This window comes from Chrysosporum bergii ANA360D (genome assembly GCF_029891735.1).
Lineage (GTDB): Bacteria > Cyanobacteriota > Cyanobacteriia > Cyanobacteriales > Nostocaceae > Umezakia > Umezakia bergii.
In genome coordinates this window covers 26947-45954 of sequence record NZ_JANQDH010000047.1, presented here as the reverse complement: position 1 = coordinate 45954, position 19008 = coordinate 26947, and the positions used below count along the sequence as shown (strand labels likewise).

The 19008-nt window shown below is 41.6% G+C and carries 19 protein-coding genes; 9 read left to right on the top strand and 10 right to left on the bottom strand.

What is annotated here, in order from left to right; all coding sequences use genetic code 11:
• The first annotated feature begins 160 nt into the window (after positions 1 to 160).
• A complete protein-coding gene (gene chrA / locus NWP17_RS07360) occupies positions 161 to 1408 on the top strand; it encodes a chromate efflux transporter (RefSeq protein WP_280654261.1) in 1248 nt (415 codons plus the stop codon).
• A 27-nt stretch (positions 1409 to 1435) separates the two neighbouring features.
• Here chrA and NWP17_RS07355 read toward each other — a convergent pair whose 3' ends face one another.
• Positions 1436 to 1954 (bottom strand): phosphoribosyltransferase, encoded by a 519-nt coding sequence (locus NWP17_RS07355; protein ID WP_280654260.1) that lies wholly within the window; start codon positions 1952 to 1954, stop codon positions 1436 to 1438.
• A 59-nt stretch (positions 1955 to 2013) separates the two neighbouring features.
• Between NWP17_RS07355 and NWP17_RS07350 the strand changes: the two genes are divergently transcribed.
• The 4 genes from NWP17_RS07350 to NWP17_RS07335 all read left to right on the top strand — a co-directional run bounded on the left by NWP17_RS07350 (position 2014) and on the right by NWP17_RS07335 (position 5348).
• Positions 2014 to 3465 carry an MFS transporter gene (locus tag NWP17_RS07350; RefSeq protein WP_280654259.1) on the top strand — a complete coding sequence of 484 codons (1452 nt, stop codon included), beginning with the start codon at positions 2014 to 2016 and terminating at the stop codon, positions 3463 to 3465.
• Between the two features lie 50 nt (positions 3466 to 3515).
• Entirely contained in the window at positions 3516 to 3893 is a 378-nt protein-coding gene (locus tag NWP17_RS07345; RefSeq protein WP_280654258.1) for a hypothetical protein, read from the top strand.
• Positions 3894 to 4035: 142 nt separating this feature from the next.
• Positions 4036 to 4542, top strand: a complete 507-nt coding sequence (locus NWP17_RS07340) for a hypothetical protein (RefSeq protein ID WP_280654257.1) — start codon at positions 4036 to 4038, stop codon at positions 4540 to 4542.
• A gap of 26 nt (positions 4543 to 4568) precedes the next feature.
• Positions 4569 to 5348: a photosystem II electron transport protein, Sll1252 family gene (locus tag NWP17_RS07335; protein WP_280654256.1), complete on the top strand. Its 780-nt coding sequence runs from the start codon at positions 4569 to 4571 to the stop codon at positions 5346 to 5348.
• A gap of 3 nt (positions 5349 to 5351) precedes the next feature.
• On the opposite strand, the gene ubiG is transcribed toward NWP17_RS07335, so the two are convergent.
• The 3 genes from ubiG to NWP17_RS07320 all read right to left on the bottom strand — a co-directional run bounded on the left by ubiG (position 5352) and on the right by NWP17_RS07320 (position 7119).
• Positions 5352 to 6095: a bifunctional 2-polyprenyl-6-hydroxyphenol methylase/3-demethylubiquinol 3-O-methyltransferase UbiG gene (gene ubiG, locus NWP17_RS07330; RefSeq protein WP_280654255.1), complete on the bottom strand. Its 744-nt coding sequence runs from the start codon at positions 6093 to 6095 to the stop codon at positions 5352 to 5354.
• Positions 6096 to 6127: 32 nt separating this feature from the next.
• Complete coding sequence (locus tag NWP17_RS07325) at positions 6128 to 6709, bottom strand: DUF4142 domain-containing protein (protein WP_280654254.1); 582 nt, start codon at positions 6707 to 6709, stop codon at positions 6128 to 6130.
• Between the two features lie 167 nt (positions 6710 to 6876).
• Entirely contained in the window at positions 6877 to 7119 is a 243-nt protein-coding gene (locus NWP17_RS07320; protein WP_280654253.1) for a hypothetical protein, read from the bottom strand.
• 647 nt (positions 7120 to 7766) lie between these two features.
• On the opposite strand from NWP17_RS07320, the gene NWP17_RS07315 reads away from it, so the two are divergent.
• Together NWP17_RS07315 and NWP17_RS07310 are read left to right on the top strand one after the other, a co-directional pair.
• Positions 7767 to 8702, top strand: coding sequence for a UDP-glucuronic acid decarboxylase family protein (locus NWP17_RS07315; protein ID WP_280654252.1), 936 nt, complete (start codon positions 7767 to 7769; stop codon positions 8700 to 8702).
• A 163-nt stretch (positions 8703 to 8865) separates the two neighbouring features.
• Positions 8866 to 10257, top strand: a complete 1392-nt coding sequence (locus NWP17_RS07310; RefSeq protein WP_280654251.1) for a UDP-glucose dehydrogenase family protein — start codon at positions 8866 to 8868, stop codon at positions 10255 to 10257.
• Positions 10258 to 10331: 74 nt separating this feature from the next.
• On the opposite strand, the gene NWP17_RS07305 is transcribed toward NWP17_RS07310, so the two are convergent.
• On the bottom strand, positions 10332 to 11126 hold the full coding sequence (locus tag NWP17_RS07305; protein WP_280654264.1) for an LmeA family phospholipid-binding protein: 795 nt from the start codon (positions 11124 to 11126) through the stop codon (positions 10332 to 10334).
• A gap of 199 nt (positions 11127 to 11325) precedes the next feature.
• Here NWP17_RS07305 and NWP17_RS07300 point away from each other — a divergent pair, with 199 nt between their 5' ends.
• Both NWP17_RS07300 and NWP17_RS07295 read left to right on the top strand, forming a co-directional pair.
• A complete protein-coding gene (locus tag NWP17_RS07300) occupies positions 11326 to 11973 on the top strand; it encodes a Uma2 family endonuclease (RefSeq protein ID WP_280654250.1) in 648 nt (215 codons plus the stop codon).
• Between the two features lie 61 nt (positions 11974 to 12034).
• Positions 12035 to 12172 (top strand): hypothetical protein, encoded by a 138-nt coding sequence (locus NWP17_RS07295; RefSeq protein WP_280654249.1) that lies wholly within the window; start codon positions 12035 to 12037, stop codon positions 12170 to 12172.
• 132 nt (positions 12173 to 12304) lie between these two features.
• Here NWP17_RS07295 and recG read toward each other — a convergent pair whose 3' ends face one another.
• From recG to NWP17_RS07270, 5 genes are all read right to left on the bottom strand, one after another.
• Positions 12305 to 14770 (bottom strand): ATP-dependent DNA helicase RecG, encoded by a 2466-nt coding sequence (recG, locus tag NWP17_RS07290; protein WP_280654248.1) that lies wholly within the window; start codon positions 14768 to 14770, stop codon positions 12305 to 12307.
• A 20-nt stretch (positions 14771 to 14790) separates the two neighbouring features.
• Positions 14791 to 15630 carry a hypothetical protein gene (locus NWP17_RS07285; RefSeq protein ID WP_280654247.1) on the bottom strand — a complete coding sequence of 280 codons (840 nt, stop codon included), beginning with the start codon at positions 15628 to 15630 and terminating at the stop codon, positions 14791 to 14793.
• Positions 15631 to 15847: 217 nt separating this feature from the next.
• Positions 15848 to 16792, bottom strand: coding sequence for a translation elongation factor Ts (gene tsf, locus NWP17_RS07280; RefSeq protein WP_280654246.1), 945 nt, complete (start codon positions 16790 to 16792; stop codon positions 15848 to 15850).
• Positions 16793 to 16915: 123 nt separating this feature from the next.
• Positions 16916 to 17695, bottom strand: a complete 780-nt coding sequence (gene rpsB, locus NWP17_RS07275) for a 30S ribosomal protein S2 (protein ID WP_280654245.1) — start codon at positions 17693 to 17695, stop codon at positions 16916 to 16918.
• 129 nt (positions 17696 to 17824) lie between these two features.
• Positions 17825 to 18796: a glycosyltransferase family 2 protein gene (locus NWP17_RS07270; protein WP_280654244.1), complete on the bottom strand. Its 972-nt coding sequence runs from the start codon at positions 18794 to 18796 to the stop codon at positions 17825 to 17827.
• Positions 18797 to 19008: the final 212 nt, after the last annotated feature.

The window sequence follows — 19008 nt, the reverse complement described above, 5'->3', positions numbered from 1 at the left end:
AACGGACTCTTACGGAATGCGCGAGCGCCTGTAACACAAGCATCCTGCTTGTCACCAATACCCGCTAGAAGCCGGTGCTACTGATACCACATTACAACCCGATGCAATAACCGAGAATCAAAGTCCCCCTAGATTAATGCACTATTTTGTTATTCTGTCAATGCGTAACTCCAATTATGACTCTCCGGAAATACAGCCTAGTTTATCGGCTCGATTGATACAACTGGCTCAACTTTTTCTCAAACTAGGTTTGATTGGTTTTGGTGGTCCCCAAGCCCACATGGCCATGATTAATGATGAAGTTGTGGTCAGGCGGGGCTGGTTGACTGAAGAACAATTTTTACAAGGAGTGGCAGTTTGCGAAATGTTACCCGGTCCCGCCTCTACCCAGTTGGGAATTTATACTGGGTATGTGCGGGCGGGACAGTTGGGCGCTTTGGTGGCTGGGATTTGTTTTATTTTGCCGGCTTTTTTGATTGTGCTAACTTTGTCTTGGGCATATTTTCGTTTTCAGGGTATACCGCAGGTTGAGGATTTGTTTCTGGGAATTACACCTGTTGTTATTGCTATTATTTTTGGTTTTTGCTGGAAGTTAGCAAAACGGGTAATTACTGATGGTAAAGGTGTTGCGATCGCTATTATTGTCTTACTGGTAAACTTGCTCTTTCAGGTTAATCTTCTGTGGCAATTTATCTTAGCGGGTATTGTAGGGTTAATTCTCTACCCACCACCAACTACTCCCTTAAGTCGCACCAGTGCTTGGCTAGTTCCTCTTTTACCCATGGTCCAGGTGTTGCCGAAAATCGTGGCTAATATACCCATTGATACATTAACGGTTTCTAGTTTTTGGGGATTAGAACGGATTGAGGAATATTATTTAACCTTAACCTGGTTTTTTTTGCGAGTAGGTAGTTTTATCTTTGGGGGTGGGCTAGTTATTGTCCCTTTGTTGGAGTTTGAAGTAGTCAATCAATTTCATTGGTTAAGCCGCAATGAATTTATTGATGGTGTCGCCATTGGCGAGTTTACCCCTGGTCCTGTGGTGATTACAGCTGCATTTGTGGGTTATAAAGTGGCTGGTGCTTTGGGGGCTTTAATTTCTGCTGTGGCTATTTTTACTCCCTCTTTTGTATTTATTATGGGAGCAGCACCGCTTTTAATTCGCATTCGTCAGCAACCTTGGATTCGTAGCTTTTTGAAAGGTGTGACTCCAGCTGTGTTGGGGGCGATCGCATCTGCGGCTATTCCCCTAGCACAGACCGCCATTATCCAAGACACTCTAGCTAACTCCATCTTGGCGGTTATCATCGGCATTTTAGCCTTAGTTGCTTTAATCCGCTTTAAACGTCCCACATGGCAGTTAGTCCCCAGTGGTGCCATTATAGGCTTGATTGCTGGTGTTTTTTAAAATGTGCTGTTTATTACCACCTACTGATTAGCAAGGTTGACTGATTTTATGTATTAATTCTGCGGGTTTCATGTGTTCATAATGTTCAAATGGCTGATGAATCCAGGGGTTATCAGCCAAATAATCCGCATAATAATCAGGTTTAACGCTAGAACAGGCTTTATACCAAATTACAGCCGTGCGAATTTCCACAATGGGGGATTTACTATATTCCTTGAGCCAGGGTATAGTTTGTTCTAGTGTGATTCCAGAATCCACCAAATCATCCACCAGGAGAATGTGGGAACCTAATTTTTCTGTGGTCATGGTTAAGTGGCGAGAAAAGATTAAACTACTTCTTTCTTGCTTGCCTGGTCCACTGTAAGAAGATGTCGCTAAAATTGCCAAGGGCTGCTGATATATACGGGAAATAATATCTCCCACTCGCAGTCCCCCTCTAGCTAGACAGACAATTTGGTTAAACTCCCAACCTGATTGATATATCTGAGCTACCAGGTGTTCAATTTTTTGGTAATAATCCGACCAGGAAACGTAAAGGTCTGACATAAACAAGGTAGGTTAAGTAATACTGAATTTAACTACAAGCTTTTTATTTTAGTATGAGTATGAACAATTTTGTTGATCAGTTCTCCGAAATTAATCCAGAAAATCAAAAACTGGATTTGAAAACTAAACTAGCCTATGGGGCTGGAGATTTAGGTCCAGCCATTACTGCTAATATTTCCATATTTTTTCTCTTGGTTTTTTTCACTAATGTGGCAGGTATTCCAGCTGGTTTAGCTGGTAGCATTTTAATGATTGGTAAAATTTGGGATGCCATCAACGATCCCATGATCGGGGTGTTGTCCGATCAAACGAACTCTCCTCGGTGGGGTCGTCGTTTACCTTGGTTGTTTTACGGGGCAATTCCTTTTGGGGTCACTTTTTTCTTACAGTGGATTGTACCGCGTTTTACTGATGACCAGAGTGGTAACATTTGGCCATTGTTTTGGTATTACGTGGTGATTGGGTTATTATCTCAGGTATTTTACACTGTGGTCAATTTGCCTTATACAGCAATGACTCCAGAGTTAACACAAGATTATAACGAACGTACCACCTTGAATAGCTTTCGCTTCGCTTTTTCCATTGGGGGCAGTATTTTATCGTTGATTTTAGCGCGAATTATTTTCTCCATGATTGGCGATCGCCAACAACAATATCTAGTTTTAGCGGCAGTTTGTGCTGTAATCTCGGTTTTGTCTTTGTATGCGTGTATTTTTGGAGTACGCGATCGCCTATTGGCTTTTGAAGCCCGACGCACCCAAGGGGAACCGCCTGCATCTATACCTTTTTTCGAGCAAATCAAAATTGCCTTTAGCAATCGCCCTTATTTATTTATTATTGGCATATTTCTTTTTTCTTGGTTAGGGGTACAGGTGACAGCCACCACCATTCCTTATCTTGTCGTTAACTATATGCGTCTCAAAGAATCAGACGTACCCACAGTCATGATAGCCGTCCAAGGAACAGCATTACTAATGCTATTTGTCTGGAGTACTTTAAGCCAGAAAATCGGCAAAAAAGCCGTTTATTTTTTGGGAATGACTTTATGGATCATAGCGGCAGCAGGACTATTTTTTTTACAGCCGGGTCAAATAGGTTTAATGTATGTGTTGGCCGTCACTGCGGGTTTTGGCGTATCCACTGCTTATCTAGTTCCTTGGTCACTAATTCCAGATGTGATTGATTTAGATGAACTCCAAACTGGACAGCGGCGAGAAGGCATTTTTTACGGGTTTATGGTTTTGCTGCAAAAATTAGGTTTAGCTTTAGGAATATTTCTAGTAGGAAACGCCTTACAAGCAGCAGGTTTCCAAGCAGCCATACCAGGAACAACCACCCTACCCATTCAACCAGACTCTGCCCTGTTAGCTATCCGCATCACCGTTGGACCAGTACCCATGATTTGTTTGATTTGTGGTTTATTGCTGATGTATTTTTACCCAATTACCCGTGAGATACACACAGAAATTATCATGAAACTCAAAACACATCAGGAAAACCAAAGTCCTTAAACTGCTGACCCAAGTCTAAACAATCAATCATTCATCTCAGTAAAAAATCTATGACTATAGTTACATCCCAGGAAATAGCTTTGTTTCGTTCTCAGTTAGCTGATGACTCCACAGCGATGGAAGCCCTAGACTTAATTGAAGATTGTGATGGAGACTTAGAAGATGCAGCCATGACCCTAGCCATTCGCGCGGGACAAGAACCAGGAATGACTAATTCTGAGTGGTTAGATGCTATAGCTAGAAAATGGCGCGCAGTTATTTGTCAACCAGAATATCGAGAAGATTTGCTCAATGGCTCACTAGTGAAAATCATCGAACATCTCAAAACCATGCCCACATTTCCTAGGATTTTAGCCACCCCCATTCTCATATACATTCTTAAGCAAGGAGCCAAGGATTTTTGTCAGCCACTGGATGCGTTTAATTGATATCCGCTCCCAGACAATGCCATAATAGAGAGAGGAAAGGAACGATTTAGATTTCCCCCCTCCTCTAAACCATACCCTGTTAACTAATAAACTAATTTTAACAAATTTTAACAACTAATTGTTATTTAATGTTATAAAAACCATGAATTACGTTATTGCTGTACTACCAAACCGTATCCAAGCCGAAGCCGCTTACCTAGCTTTAGAAGCAGAGGGCATTGAAAGCACCATCCTGGGTAGGGGTTATAAAACTGCTGATGAGTTTGGCTTGGTTGATCCCCAAGAACAAGCCAAAAAGCAAGCCAAGCTCATGTCATACTGGCTGATACCATTCGGCTTTTTTGCAGGTTTTACCTTTAGTTTAATCACAGGTTTAAACACTTTTCCCTGGGCGGGTGAAATTGGTAATCACATTATTGGCGGACTGCTGGGGGCTGCTAGTGGCGCTATGGGTAGTGTGTTTGTTGGCGGTGGTGTTGGCTTAGTGGTGGGGGGTGGTGATGCCTTACCCTATCGCAATCGCTTAGAAATGGGTAAATATATAGTGGTGGTTCAGGTTTCCGAAGCCATTAGTCGGCAAGTAACCCGGATATTACGTAAGTTTGAGCCAGAAAATATCCAGGGCTATGCTGATACATCTAGTACATAAGAATTAATAATCTAAAACCATTGATAATGTTGCCAAGAGAAGAACTTTTAAAAGGTGTCGAAAATCGAGACAGTATCGCTCGCGTGATTGATCACGCAGAACAAGCAATTAAAACCTGGGAAGTGGTTTTGACTGATTTTTTGTCTCCCCCAGAATTAGCAGAAATTCATAGGGTACTTGGTCGGTTAACAGATGTACAATTAGTCACATGGGGCGGCTATCCCCAAGCAGAACGCCAAAGAATAGCCATCGCTCGCTCTGAATTGCCTTTAGATCAATCTCAAGTTCACCTTACCGCTTTAGAAATTGCTGGTAATTTTTTGTTTGACACAGCCACTCACCGGGACTTTTTAGGCGCAATGCTGGGAACAGGAATTGTACGTGAAAAAACAGGAGATATTATTGTTCTGGGAGAACGGGGAGCGCAAGCCATTGTAGTACCCGAGTTAGCAGAATTTTTAGAAATGAATCTGCAACAGGTGCGCTCAGTACCAGTGAAAACTCAGCCCATTGATATCAATGAGTTAAAAGTTAGAGAACCGAAGAAAAAGGAATTAACCACAGTAGAAGCTTCTTTGCGATTAGATGCGATCGCTTCTGCTGGTTTTGGTATGTCACGTAGTAAAATGGTTGATATTATTGAGAGTGGTGATGTCCGCGTCAACTGGAAAGAAATTAATCAAGCCAGTTCTCAACTAAAATCCGGTGACCTAATCGCCATTCGTGGTAAGGGACGTTTAGAAGTCGGAGAAATTGCAGTCACTAAAAAAGAACGTTACCGAGTTCAACTAACCAGATATATGTAGAATTTAGTACTTTTTCATAGCTTTACCAACATACCAAACAGAAGTATCTTCATTGATTTGGATAGTAAATACTTCTTTTTGAGTCAACCCTTTAAAAAAGATGTTTATTAATGTTTGAAAATTCATTCCTCTTGTCAAGTCAAACCCCCTAATCACAACATTTTTAAAACCATTATTTTCCAGATGATCAATTAACTCTTGTGGTTTAATAAACTTATGCCAATCGTGAAAACCTGATGGTATTTGCTTGACAATATCCTCCAAGAGCCAAATCATAATTAATTTTGATTTAAAAGTTCTATTAATAGTGTCAAAGAAAAATAAACCATTGTATTTTAAAACTCTACAAACTTGGGTAACAACTCGTTGCCAATCTGTCACGTGTTCCAAAACATCACAACACACAACAGCATCAAAATTGTCCGCAGCAAAAGGCAGATTTTCAGCAAATCCCCAATGATAGTCAATATTTAAGTTGTTCTTTTTAGCATGGGCTTGAGCAACTTTAATAGAAGGTAAAGATGAATCAATGCCAGATACAATAGCTTTTTGTTGGGCTAAAGTTTCACATAATAATCCGCCACCACAACCAACATCTAAAACTTTCAGTCCTTGCCACGTAGTGACATAATTAGAAAAAAAATCAATTCTAGATTGATTAAGATGAGCAGATAAATTTAAAACTTCACCTTTTTGCCACCAATTATCTGCATAGATATCATAATATATTAAGTCATTTTTTGTCATTTTCTATATCAAATTTATTAAATTAAATTAAATTAAATTAACAGAAAATCTAGTAATTGTAAATGTGTTTCTACAACCGGGATACTTTTGGCAGCAAAGGCTTGTAAATCTGGGTCTTGACCAAGCTGTATTTGACGGGTGTGGATGACTAAATTTTCCATGTTGCCGTTAATGCCAGCTTCATTTATGTATGCTTCGTCAAAAATGCTGCCATCAAATTCTGATAGTTGAGCTTTTAACGCTTGATATTTGGGGCTTGGGTTGGTTGATGGAGTAATTCCCTTTTGTTGGGCTAACTGCATTAATTCTTGATTCAAAGGGGTGTGATCCTGAATCATTTGCTGGGCGTATTGTCTAACTTGCTCATTTTTTGACCTTTCCAGTGCCAATTTTGCTAGTTCAACTTCCGCCATGCCGGCTTGGTTTGCTTCTTGTACATACACCCTATCAATTTCACTTATCCTGGGGAGAATGGTATAGTTATGGGGTCTAGTATCGGCCATGGCTTGTTGATTAATCTCGGCATAGCCAGCAATAGTGATGGCACTACTAACCCCAACAATTCCCAAGAAACAAGTAAATTTTCTGGTCAAGTTTCCATACAATAAATTCATGTGCTTGACTTGATATAAGAATAGGGAACAGGGTTTTTAACTGATCAAGTAGAATAATCTTAGATATATCAAGGTGAAACCTTGATTCAGCCAGTCCCACATAGCTCTGGTTGAAAAGCCACAGCATATACTAATAAAAAATACACACTGCGGCTTTCTCAGCTGAACTATTGTCCAGGACTAGGCTGACCTTGCTGACCTTGCTGACCTTGTTGATCTTGCTGGTCTGGCTGCGTTCCCGGAGCAGTATCATCTCTGGGTGGTGTTGCTTGGGAGTGTAGGGTTTCCGTTGTAGATTTGGTTGAGTTAGTTAATGCGAATGACGGAACAGTCATTAAAGCACTTACGCCAGCGACCGCCACAAGGCTAGCAAGCAGTTTTAAGAAACTTGTATTCTTGTTTGCTTTCATTCTTATCTCCTGAGATTACAGCGGCAAAACTTTTAAATTACCAAGTCAATTTGCTTAAATGTGTGCAAAATCTCGCAGTATTCTCAACTGTAATTCTGATGCAGTCACAAATACTAAACTTGATTTTTGCAGTGATTTTTGCAGTGATTTTTCCAGATTAATTCTGTTAAACTAGTCAAGCGTCTGTCCAAGGCAACAAATAATGTTAAACGAGAAAGTGATCATAAATACACACATATATACCTTTTCTTAAATACGTAAAATATAAAACACAGTGTGGCAGTGATAACCCTTATGCTTCAGCGAGGATATGAAACGCCGCTCAACAGGATTTATCCTGTGGTATCCTTAACAAAAAGCGATGGGTATTTACAAAGCATTTTTGTTCAGTTAAAATCAAAAAAAGCATCCACAAATTGGTGAAAAGCCCATAAGATGCCAACTCAAGTAGTCACACAGCTAAGTATAATCTTAGTCAAGGGGAGCAGGGAAGGTTTGACACTCCCTTGACAATATGATTTACTTAGTAGGTTAAATAAGTCATATCGTAAACGTTGCGTAGCGTGTCTGATGACTGCGTAGCAACATCAGTTTAGAATCCCCTGTGTTTCAACCAGGGGAGATGTCAATTATAAACTTGGCAAACCATGAGAATTTTAGTTACAGGTGCTGCTGGATTTATTGGATCTCATCTCATTGACAGATTAATACCTGCCGGGCATGAGGTAATTTGCTTAGATAATTTTTACACAGGTCATAAACGAAATATTTGGAAATGGATAAATAATCCATCTTTTGAACTCATCCGCCATGACATCACAGAACCGATTCGCCTAGAAGTAGATCAAATTTATCATTTAGCTTGTCCAGCTTCTCCTGTACACTATCAGTACAACCCAGTGAAAACCGTTAAAACTAACGTCATAGGCACACTGAATATGTTGGGATTAGCTAAACGGGTTAAAGCTAAATTCTTTTTAGCCTCAACTAGCGAAGTGTATGGTGATCCTGAAGTCCACCCCCAAACAGAAGAGTATCGAGGTAGTGTGAATCCCATCGGCATACGTTCATGCTACGACGAAGGTAAACGCATTGCCGAAACTTTAGCATTTGATTACTACAGACAAAACAAAGTTGATATCCGCGTCGCGCGAATTTTCAATACCTACGGACCAAGGATGTTAGAAAACGATGGTCGGGTTGTGAGTAACTTTATAGTTCAAGCCTTACGGGGTCAGCCCCTAACCGTGTATGGAGATGGTTCCCAAACTCGAAGTTTCTGTTACGTTTCTGACTTAGTAGAAGGTTTTATCCGTTTGATGAATAGCGACTATGTTGGACCGGTGAATTTAGGTAATCCTGGTGAATACACCATTTTAGAATTGGCAGAAACTGTACAAAAAATGGTAAACCCCGACGCAAAACTTAAATTTGAACCGCTACCCTCTGATGATCCTCGTCGTCGTCAGCCTGACATCACCAAGGCTAAAAACTTGTTAGATTGGCAACCTACTGTTCCTTTAGAAGAAGGTTTAAAACTCACAGTAGAAGATTTCCGCAGTCGTATTCAAAGCCATATCTAATTTTTAGGCTCCCGGATAGTATGTAGCGTTGTTTCTAACCTAACTACAGGCTCACATTTTCAGCAGCCTGTGTTTAAGTTGCTGGGTTCACCATTATTATACAACTATCATATTTTGAACATTTTTCTGAGGGCAACCCCAAAAAAACGAGGAGTTAAACTAAATGCGTGTTTGCGTCATTGGTACTGGTTACGTTGGTTTGGTTACAGGTGCTTGCTTGGCTCACATCGGGCATGATGTAATTTGTGTAGATAATAACGAAGAAAAAGTTAAATTAATGAAATCTGGGCAGTCCCCCATTTTTGAACCGGGACTCTCAGAAATTATGCAGTCTGCCATTCAAGTCGAGAAAATTCATTTCACCACAGATATAGCCGCAGGAGTAGCCCACGGGGAAATTCTGTTTATTGCTGTGGGAACACCACCTTTACCTACAGGGGAAAGTGATACCCGGTATGTAGAAGCTGTGGCTCGTAGTATTGGGGCAAATCTCAACGGTGGGTATAAGGTAATTGTTAATAAATCTACAGTACCCATTGGTTCCGGTGACTGGGTACGAATGATTGTTTTAGATGGTATTGCAGAACGCCAAAAGGTACTTGTACCCGCAGGTGGAGTATCCAGGGATGAAAAATTACCTGAAGATTTAGCTCAATTTGATGTTGTCAGCAATCCAGAATTTTTGCGGGAAGGTTCCGCAGTTTATGACACTTTTAACCCGGATCGCATTGTTTTAGGCGGTAATAGTGAAAGAGCCATCGCCTTGATGAAAGAACTATATGCGCCCATTGTGGAACGTCACTATGGTGCTGATAAATCTCTACCACCAGTACCTGTGTTATGTACAGACCTGAGTTCGGCAGAAATGATCAAATACGCTGCTAACGCCTTTTTAGCCACAAAAATTAGTTTTATTAACGAAGTGGCTAACATTTGCGATCGCGTTGGTGCTGATGTTACCCAAGTAGCAAAAGGCATTGGTTTAGACTCCCGCATTGGTAACAAATTTTTAAATGCTGGTATTGGCTGGGGTGGTTCCTGCTTCCCCAAAGATGTTTCTGCACTGATTCACACTGCTGATGACTATGGCTATGATGCCCAGATGATGAAAGCTGCGGTTAGTGTCAACGAGCGCCAGCGTCTCATTGCTCTAGAAAAACTACAGCAAGTTCTCAAAATACTCAAAGGTAAAACCGTTGGACTCCTGGGTTTGACCTTCAAGCCGGATACTGATGATATGCGGGATGCTCCAGCACTCAACTTAATTGAGCAGCTCAACCGATTAGGAGCTAAAGTCAAAGCCTACGACCCCATTGTTTCCCAAACCGGTTTGCGTCACGGTCTCACCGGGGTGTTAGTGGAAACTGATGCAGAAAGGTTAGCCGACGGCTGCGACGCTTTAGTATTAGTCACTGAATGGCAACAGTTCAGCAGTCTAGACTATACCAAGATGGCAAAATTGATGAGTCACCCAGTGATTATAGATGGTCGTAATTTCCTCGACCCGGAAAGTATGGTCAGGGCTGGCTTCCAATATGTAGGTATTGGACGTTAAAAAATCAGAATAGACAGTTAAGAACCATCACCCCAGCCTGATCCCAAGTCAAAGCCGGGGTGAAGTTTTTAAGTTTACGGATTACGGGGAATACGTTCTATTTCTGCATATCCACTAAAAATTATTTTTTTACCTTCAGTTTCTAAACGATTAAGCCGCATTTTCACACCATCAAGGTCAAAGCGATCCAAATCAACCATATTATCTAAAATTTCCGCCAGTGCCATACTCAATTTTTGAGACGATTCCCGTTGTGCTTCTGGTACTTGATCCAGTTCAACTTCCGGGTTTTTAAATGATATCCGCCGCCGTCGTTCCACACCCACAGTCATGGTCATACTCAGTGGTATGAGTTCGCCATTATTTAAATCTGCCCTGGCCAAAATCCGCAAGCGGCTTTCTGCCAATAGTTCCACTTGAATATCGGTAAAGGAAACTGGGTGACCGCCAGATATTGCCGTTAAGGAAGGTAGTGTAAGGTTAACCAGGTGCTGGGTCACCAGTTTGGCACTGAAGGCTTGGTTAATACCAGCTTCTGATAGAACCACGTTGGCGATCGCCTGGGTAGGTTGCTTGAGATTCAGCTTACCACTCAAAACAGCGCCGAAGTCAATGGCAACTGCATCTGTTTCAAAGGACATTTCCTCCACCAAGAAATCTTTGCGAATCACCAAGCCCCGACCGCTCATTTTAAAGCTATCAATGCTGCCTTGTAACAGTTTGCTGGATGGATAACAGCGCACAAAGACTTCTACAGACTCGCTTCGGGTAAACAAGTGGCGAATCGTTTGGCTGGCCACTGTGTTGAGCAGCCGCTCTCCCCAATCTGTACCTTGAGAATCTTTTAAACCAGTAAGTCCGCCGAACATGTAGTTTTGGATTTCTAGAAGTTCTTTATACTTTTGTAACAAACTGTGAAGAATACAGCAAGCGATCCCGCCATTATTTCTGCTCATGCTCAGGAGAGATAGCTTATTTCTCTGATCTTTTGTATTATATGTTACTAAATTCTTAACAGTGTGGGTAGATGGTCAGATAGGATGGCTATATAGATAGGAGGCAAAAATCATGGTTACACTACAACTGCGCCAAATTGATGTTCAACCAGGACAATGTTTGATCTTACGTGACATTAGTTGGGCTGAGTTTGAGGCAATTTTACAAGAATTAGGAGAACATCGCGGTGGGCGAGTTGTTTATTATCAGGGAGTATTAGAAATTCGGATGCCGTTGCCAGAACATGAAAAAGTTAAGATCCTAATTGGCGAATTTGTGAAAATTTTGCTGGATGAATTAGAAATAGACTGGGAACCTTATGGTTCAACCACATTTAAACGTCAAGAAATGGCCACAGGGTTAGAACCAGATGATTGTTTTTATATTCAAAATGCAGCACGAATGATAGGTAAAAATAGATTGAATTTATCAGTTGATCCTCCTCCAGACTTAGCAATTGAAATAGACGTAACTTCCAAAACTCAACTTTCAGCTTATCTAGCCTTGGGTGTTCCTGAACTTTGGTGTTATGCAGATACTCAATTACAGATTTTTCTCTTGCATGAGGGTGAGTATGTGCAGGTAGAAAATAGTCCCACATTTGCAGATTTGCCCGTAATTGAAGGCATTTTACAGTTTTTGAATTTGAGCGATACTGATGGCGCTAGTCAGGCGCGGCGAGCCTTTCGCCAGTGGGTGCGTTCTTTGTTAGTAAGATAAGTTGCTTCTACCCACACTGTTATCATACCGTCAAAATGATTCTCATAAGCCAATTTAGTTTATGACCATACCTCACCGTGTAACTCAAGATTTAATGCTCTATCGCATCCCAACTGATTTAGAGGAATTAATGCGGATTCTACCAGGAATTCTCAAACCATCAAATTTTGTCGCCCCGTCAGCTTTGACATCATTTTGATTGCTTCGTTGGTATATCTTAGTTCCATGCGTTTTTGGGCATTGAATGTATTTCCCCTAACCTGCAATGGTTTGAGGCTTATTTCTTCTTCAAAAATGTTTAAGTCCCGTTAACTAACATAAATAAGACCTACTATGTTAAAATCGCCCCACCCATTAACCGTTCATAGCGATACTTTAACTCAGCTTTCATTAAAAACCAACGATCTAAAGTTGCATCTATTTCTATGATCTTCTCCGCAGCTTGTCTAGCTAAGAGTAAAACTTCCTCATCATCTGCCAAACTAGCTAAAGTAAAATCCGGCATACCCGATTGACGAGTTCCCAAAACCTCCCCCGGACCACGAAAGCGCATATCCATTTCCGAGATAAAAAAGCCATCCTGGGATTGTTCTAACACCTTTAGCCGTTGTTGAGCATCAGGACTTCTAGAACCACTCATCAATAAACAGTAAGACTTTGCCGCACCACGACCAACACGGCCCCGTAATTGGTGCAGTTGTGACAAACCAAATCTTTCCGCATTTTCAATCAGCATAACAGTGGCATTGGGTACATCTACACCCACTTCTACAACGGTGGTAGAAACCAGTATTTGAGTTCGATTCTCCCGGAATTTACTAATGGCTTCATCTTTCTCAGCCGAACTCATGCGACCATGTAACAATCCCACCTGAAACTCTGGAAACACGCTTTCTTGTAGCTTTTGATGCTCCTCCACAGCCGATCGCAAATCTAATTTTTCTGATTCCTCCACCAAAGGTAAAACTATATACACTTGTCTACCCTGGGCAATTTCCCGACTGATCAAATCATAAGCCTCAGTGCGTTGTTTACTGGTCAATAAAGTTGTTTGAATTTTTTGTCGTCCTGGTGGTAACTCATCAATCTGACTAACATTCATATCCCCATGTATTGTTAATGCCAAAGTCCGAGGAATGGGAGTAGCAGTCATAGTTAATACATGGGGTTGGTTGCCTTTTTGCTGTAACAGCGCCCTTTGTTTCACGCCAAAACGATGTTGTTCATCAATTACCACTAACCCCAATTGGTGAAAGTTGACAGTATCTTGAATTAAAGCGTGAGTTCCCACCAATAAAGGTAATTCACCCGTTTCTAACTGAGAATGAATTTCTCGCCGTTTAGCAACTTTAGTGGAGCCTGTCAGTAATTCCACTGGTAGATGCAGCAAGTTAAACCAACTCACCAACTTGCGGTAATGCTGTTCTGCTAAAACTTCCGTGGGAGCCATTAAAGCTGCTTGATAGCCAGATTGAATTGCCGCTAGGATAGCAATTACCGCCACCACAGTTTTACCAGATCCCACATCTCCCTGTATAAGACGGTTCATTGGCGTGGGTTTTTGCAAATCGTTGAGAATATCGTTGAGGACTCTTTGCTGTGCCCCCGTCAGTTGAAAGGGCAGAATTGCCGAGAATTGCTCAATTAACTGACCTTGAGGGGCAAAAACAGCACTAGTTTGGATAGCCTTAGCTTGCTGCTGACGTTGTAATAAACCCAGTTGCAAGTAAAAAAACTCATCAAAAACCAAGCGACGACGGGCAAATTGCAAAGTAGCACTATCATCGGGAAAATGGATATTAGCGATCGCATCCTTCAATTCCATCAAATTATACTTTTCCCGCAGACCCGGCGGTAAAGGATCTTTGAGGTTAACCGTAGCTGGTAAAGCAGCTGTCACCGCCTCTCTCACCATACTAGCCATCACACCCTCTGTTAAAGCATAAACCGGCACTACCCGACCAATAGTCAAAGAATCAATCGTATCTCCTGGATGTGCTAACACCTCTAGTTCCGGGTTATCCAAAGTCAAGCCATATTTACTTTCTTTCACCAACCCACAAGCTGCCAAAATACTACCCACTGGGTAACGACGTTTTAAACTTTCTTGCCAAGCGCGACTAGCAAAACGCGCCCCAGCAGAAAAGCGACTAACTTTAATTTCACCCGTATTGTCCTTCAGTTTTAATTCTAAAATTGATAATTTTTTATTTTTGGGGCTGGTAAAACAGTTACAACGCTTCACCTTAGCAATGATTGTTACTGTTTCACCCCCCTGCAATTCCCCGATATTCACTTGACGACCATAATCAATGTGGTCACGGGGATAGTAGAAAAGCAAATCCCGCACAGTATACAAATCCAACGCCGCCAACTTTTCAGCTTTGCGAATGCCTATTTCTGGTAAATCGCCGAGTTTTTGGTCAATTTTTGGCGCTAACCTTTGACTCACTTCTGTGAGAATTGGGGATTTAGGTGGAGACTTTTGGCGTTGGTATTCTTTGTCTGTGGTAGTTTCCTTTGGTTCTTGCTGTAGTTGGTAGATGTACCTGCGGGTTTCAGCCACTAAGTGCTGTCTTTCTGACTGTTCCAGATGGGGATAATTAGCAAATTGAGCCGCTAGTTGTTGCCAACGTCCACGTTCTAATGAAGACAACGTGGTAGGGAATTTCCCAAAGGTCAAGCAGAGAAATTCACTGAAGCGGTATTGTTTGCCCATTAAATCTGTAAAGCCCTTTTCTGCTTCGATTGCCAGGGCTTTGTGTAATCTTACCCAATCTGGTATGTCATTAGTCATTGGTCGTTAGTCATCTACATTTATTCAAACCAACTTGCCCGCCATGCAGACTCAGCTTCAGCCACTGAGCGTTCTCGTTGTTTTTTTTGATAATCTCGCCCTATCTTGTTTAACTGAACTAAAATATCACGAATTTGCCGACGCTCAGATGATAGTTTGGTGTCGCCGAATTCAATTTCTGCCAATCGTAGCTTAATGGCTATAATTTGGGTCAGTTTCGATTCCTCTGAATCCTGTTCATTTTCCATTTGCACCATTAAGTTTAAGAGATTGGGTGGACCCGGCATCATCTCAGCAGATGCTTCTGAAACAGCCGCCGCCGCTTCTAAAATCGGTTCTGGTAGTTTATTCGGTAAAATATTAGCTTTTTGTAACAAAACATTAGCATCACGGGAAACATTTCTCAGTACCTCTTGGATTAGATTTTCCAGATTCTGTTGCCATTTTGCTAGTTCTATCGGGTTGGATAATAATGGGGTAAAACTTTTCGGAGTTGAGTTGATTTGAGGCACGGCAGATGAGTCAGACATAGTATATGTTACTTCTTCATCCTCATTTTTTTCTTCTGTCTGCTCTCCCTCACTCTGAATGTGAGAAAGTAATAAATCAGCCGCCTCCTTACCTAAATGGCGGATACCTTGTTGCAATCTTTGGCGCTGACTTAGGGATAACTTGAGAAAGTTTTCTGGATACCCTTGGGTGCATAAGTGATAACTTCCTAAAATCAACTGTTTCCCCAAGGCTTGCCCCAAGGTGGTTAAATAACTAGCATAAGCATTGTGAAGTTGTGCCGCCATCCCCTGGATAGCTGCTTGCAACGCTGCAATATCCCGTTCAATTAGCTCAATTGCTCTCGCCATATCTTCTCTTCTTGATTGCCCATCTCATAGCGTAGCCTGGCATTTGCCATATTCATATTATGAGTTATGGTACAATTGTACCTATATTTTTGTTTATCGGTGTTTATCTGCTGGGTGACATAATCCTACAGTCAAAAAAACAGGTCAGTTGATGGTTACTGACCTGTGAGTGTACAAGTAATGAGTTACAAAAGCAACTGTTAACTTTCAACTAAAGTTACTTGCTACCCATTTGTGCGGCAACTTCTTCAGCAAAATTACTTTCTTGCTTTTCAATGCCTTCACCGAGGATATAGCGAACAAAGCGATTAACTTTGATCTCTTCACCTACTTTTCCTTTAACTTGTTTTACCAAGTCTTCCACGGAAATGTTCTGATCCCGAATAAAAGGCTGATCCAACAAAGTTAATTCTTTCAGGCGTTTTTCAATCCGTCCCTGAACAATTTTTTCTTTGATGTTATCTGGTTTTTTAGCCAGATCATCCCGCCCCATTTCAATTTCTTTTTCTTTTTGAGCAACTTCGTCCGGGATTTCGTCTATGGTGACATACTCCACATTGGGACAAGCGGCAACTTGCATGGCTGCATTCTTAGCCAATGTTTTAAACTCTTCATTCTCAGATGCTGATGCGGTTTTGGCATTCAGTTCTACTAAAACACCAACTCGACCACCAGTGTGAATGTAGCTGTCTACAATACCTTCATTACCTTCGGAAAGAGCAAACTTGACAAAACGACGCACTTGGATATTTTCACCAAGCTGGGTGATGGTTTGCTTAATGAACTCATCTACGTTGATGTTTTTGTCTTCAACATAGGGCTGAGTCAACAAGGACTCAACACTATCAGCGCTGGCTGCTTGCTGGGCTAGGTTCTTAACTAAAGCCTTAAACGCTTCGTTACGGGCCACAAAATCAGTTTGGCAATTAACTTCTATGAGTACACCAACTCTACCACCGGGTTGAATATGGGTGTCTATGAGACCTTCAGCCGCAACGCGATCGCTTTTCTTCCCTGCGGAAGCAATTCCCTTTTTTCGCAGCCAGTCTATAGCTTTTTCTATGTCGCCTTCAGTTTCTTTCAGAGCTTTTTTACAGTCCATCATACCTGCACCAGTTTTTTGGCGCAGTTCTTGGACGACTTTTGCAGATATTTCCGCCATGTTCCCTCAATTCCTAATTTAACCTTGAGTTGTCATCGCTCACGGGTGTTGAGTATTTCTATCTTACTCAGGGTTGATGAAGAGAAAGCGATTGAGTATGAACTTCATACTCAATGGTTCCGATTATTCATCAGAACCGGAATCATCAATATCTTCCATATCTTCTTCGTACTCATACTCAGAATCATCAAAAATATCTTCTTCCTCTTCAGTTTCCAACTGACCGTGACGACCTTCATAAATTGCATCCGCCAATTTACCCACGATCAACTTAATTGATCTAATGGCATCATCATTGGCTGGAATAGGTATATCTACTACATCCGGGTCACAGTTTGTATCTAGCATAGACACAATTGGCAGTCCCAGTTTTTGGCACTCTTGCACTGCGTTATATTCCCGGCGTTGGTCTACAATCACCACCACATCCGGGACTTTCCGCATATTCTTAATCCCACCCAGATACTTTTGCAGCTTGGCCATTTCTCGCCGCAACATGGAAGCTTCTTTTTTGGGCAATAAATCCAGCGCGCCATTTTCTTCCCGCCGTTCCAAATCTTTCAGACGGTCTGCTCTGGTTTTGATGGTCGCCCAGTTGGTCAGCATTCCACCCAACCAACGCTGGTTAATGTAGTGAGAGCCACAACGTGCGGCTTCTTGGGCTACAATTCCTGCCGCTTGGCGCTTTGTACCAACGAAGAGGAATTTTTTACCTTGTTCAGACTGCGATCGTATATAGTTATAAGCTTCTTCCATTAACTGGGCAGTCTGCACCAGGTCTATAATGTGTACTCCATTGCGGGCAGTATAAATGTACTGAGACATTTTCGGGTTCCAACGCCGGGTTTGATGCCCGAAATGTACCCCAGACTCCATCATTTGAGCCAATGAAACTACTGGCATATTTTTTCTTTACTCCTATTCGGGTTAAACCTCCACCCAGTTGTATTTCCCCATTAGGAAACACCCGAATGACTGGATGTGCGAGATTAGACAACTTTTCTAGTATATCACAAATATAGCTCTGTGCTTTCAATTTTTTGGGTATTGAGTCTCTGCGTACGCAGCATAAACTCCCTGAACGTTGTACCAATTGAGAAAAATCCGGGCAACTTCTAAGGCTAACTGAGGTTTACCCAAATTAATCAGCCATTGCAATAAAGGAGCCATTGTCCGCTCATTGAGTGCGCCATTGAGTGAGAGAATACCCCAAAGTAAACGATGTAACCAAGTCATTTGAATCATCATTCGCACTTCCCAACAAGGATGCTTTTGATAAAACAAAACTCCCATGCGTCCGCGTTGAATTTCTTGGTCTTTTAAACGGGGAATTTGCTCTAAGTTAAATGGCGGATGCCAGTGATAGCCCACAGCATCTGGACATTTAATCAGTTTTAGTCCTAGTTTTTTTAGTCTGACACCTAATTCTAAATCTTCCCAACCATAAAGTTGAAAGCTGTTATCAAACAGCCCTGCTTTCTCTAGCCAATGTTTGGGGATGGCAACGTTACCTGTAGCAAAAAAAGCCGCCGAGAAATCTGTAATTTTATAGATTTCCGCCGTGGGATTATCGAAATTGCAAGTATTAATTACAGCACCGTAGGTAAAAAAGCGATCGCTTGCCAACTTTTTCCGTCCTTGTACAAGTGCATCCGCATGAGCTTGGAGAAAATTCCTCACCACCACCAAATCACTATCAATAAAAATAATTATGTTTCCCAGTGCTTTCTCTACCCCCAAATTACGAGCCGTAGCAGGACCGGCGTGATCTTGCTCAAACCAGCGTACATGGGGAAATTCTTCCTTGTATGTCGCCAGCCACTCCAAGGTTCCATCAGTAGAACCATCATCTACTAAGACAATTTCGTAATTAGTTACCGAACTAGATGCACTCAACTCCTGCATCTCCAGAGCGCGGAGGCACTTTTCTAAAATCGGACGGCGATTGTAAGTTGGTATAACAACACTAAAAAACACAGTTTCACCCACAACAGTATTACCCATCTCCAAGATAGGACAGCAGAGTACCTAACACAGTTCCTAATTTTCATCAAGCTTTTTAACGTCTATTGTGTAGTAGCAGTATTCATAAGTTTATAATTTCCATTAAGTACATAAACAGATTTCTCCGTCAATCAAAAGTATACAGTGAGACTTTTGTATAAGTAAGAATCAAAAACAGCAGCCGTAAATCTGCCAAGTTATTGTTTCTTCCA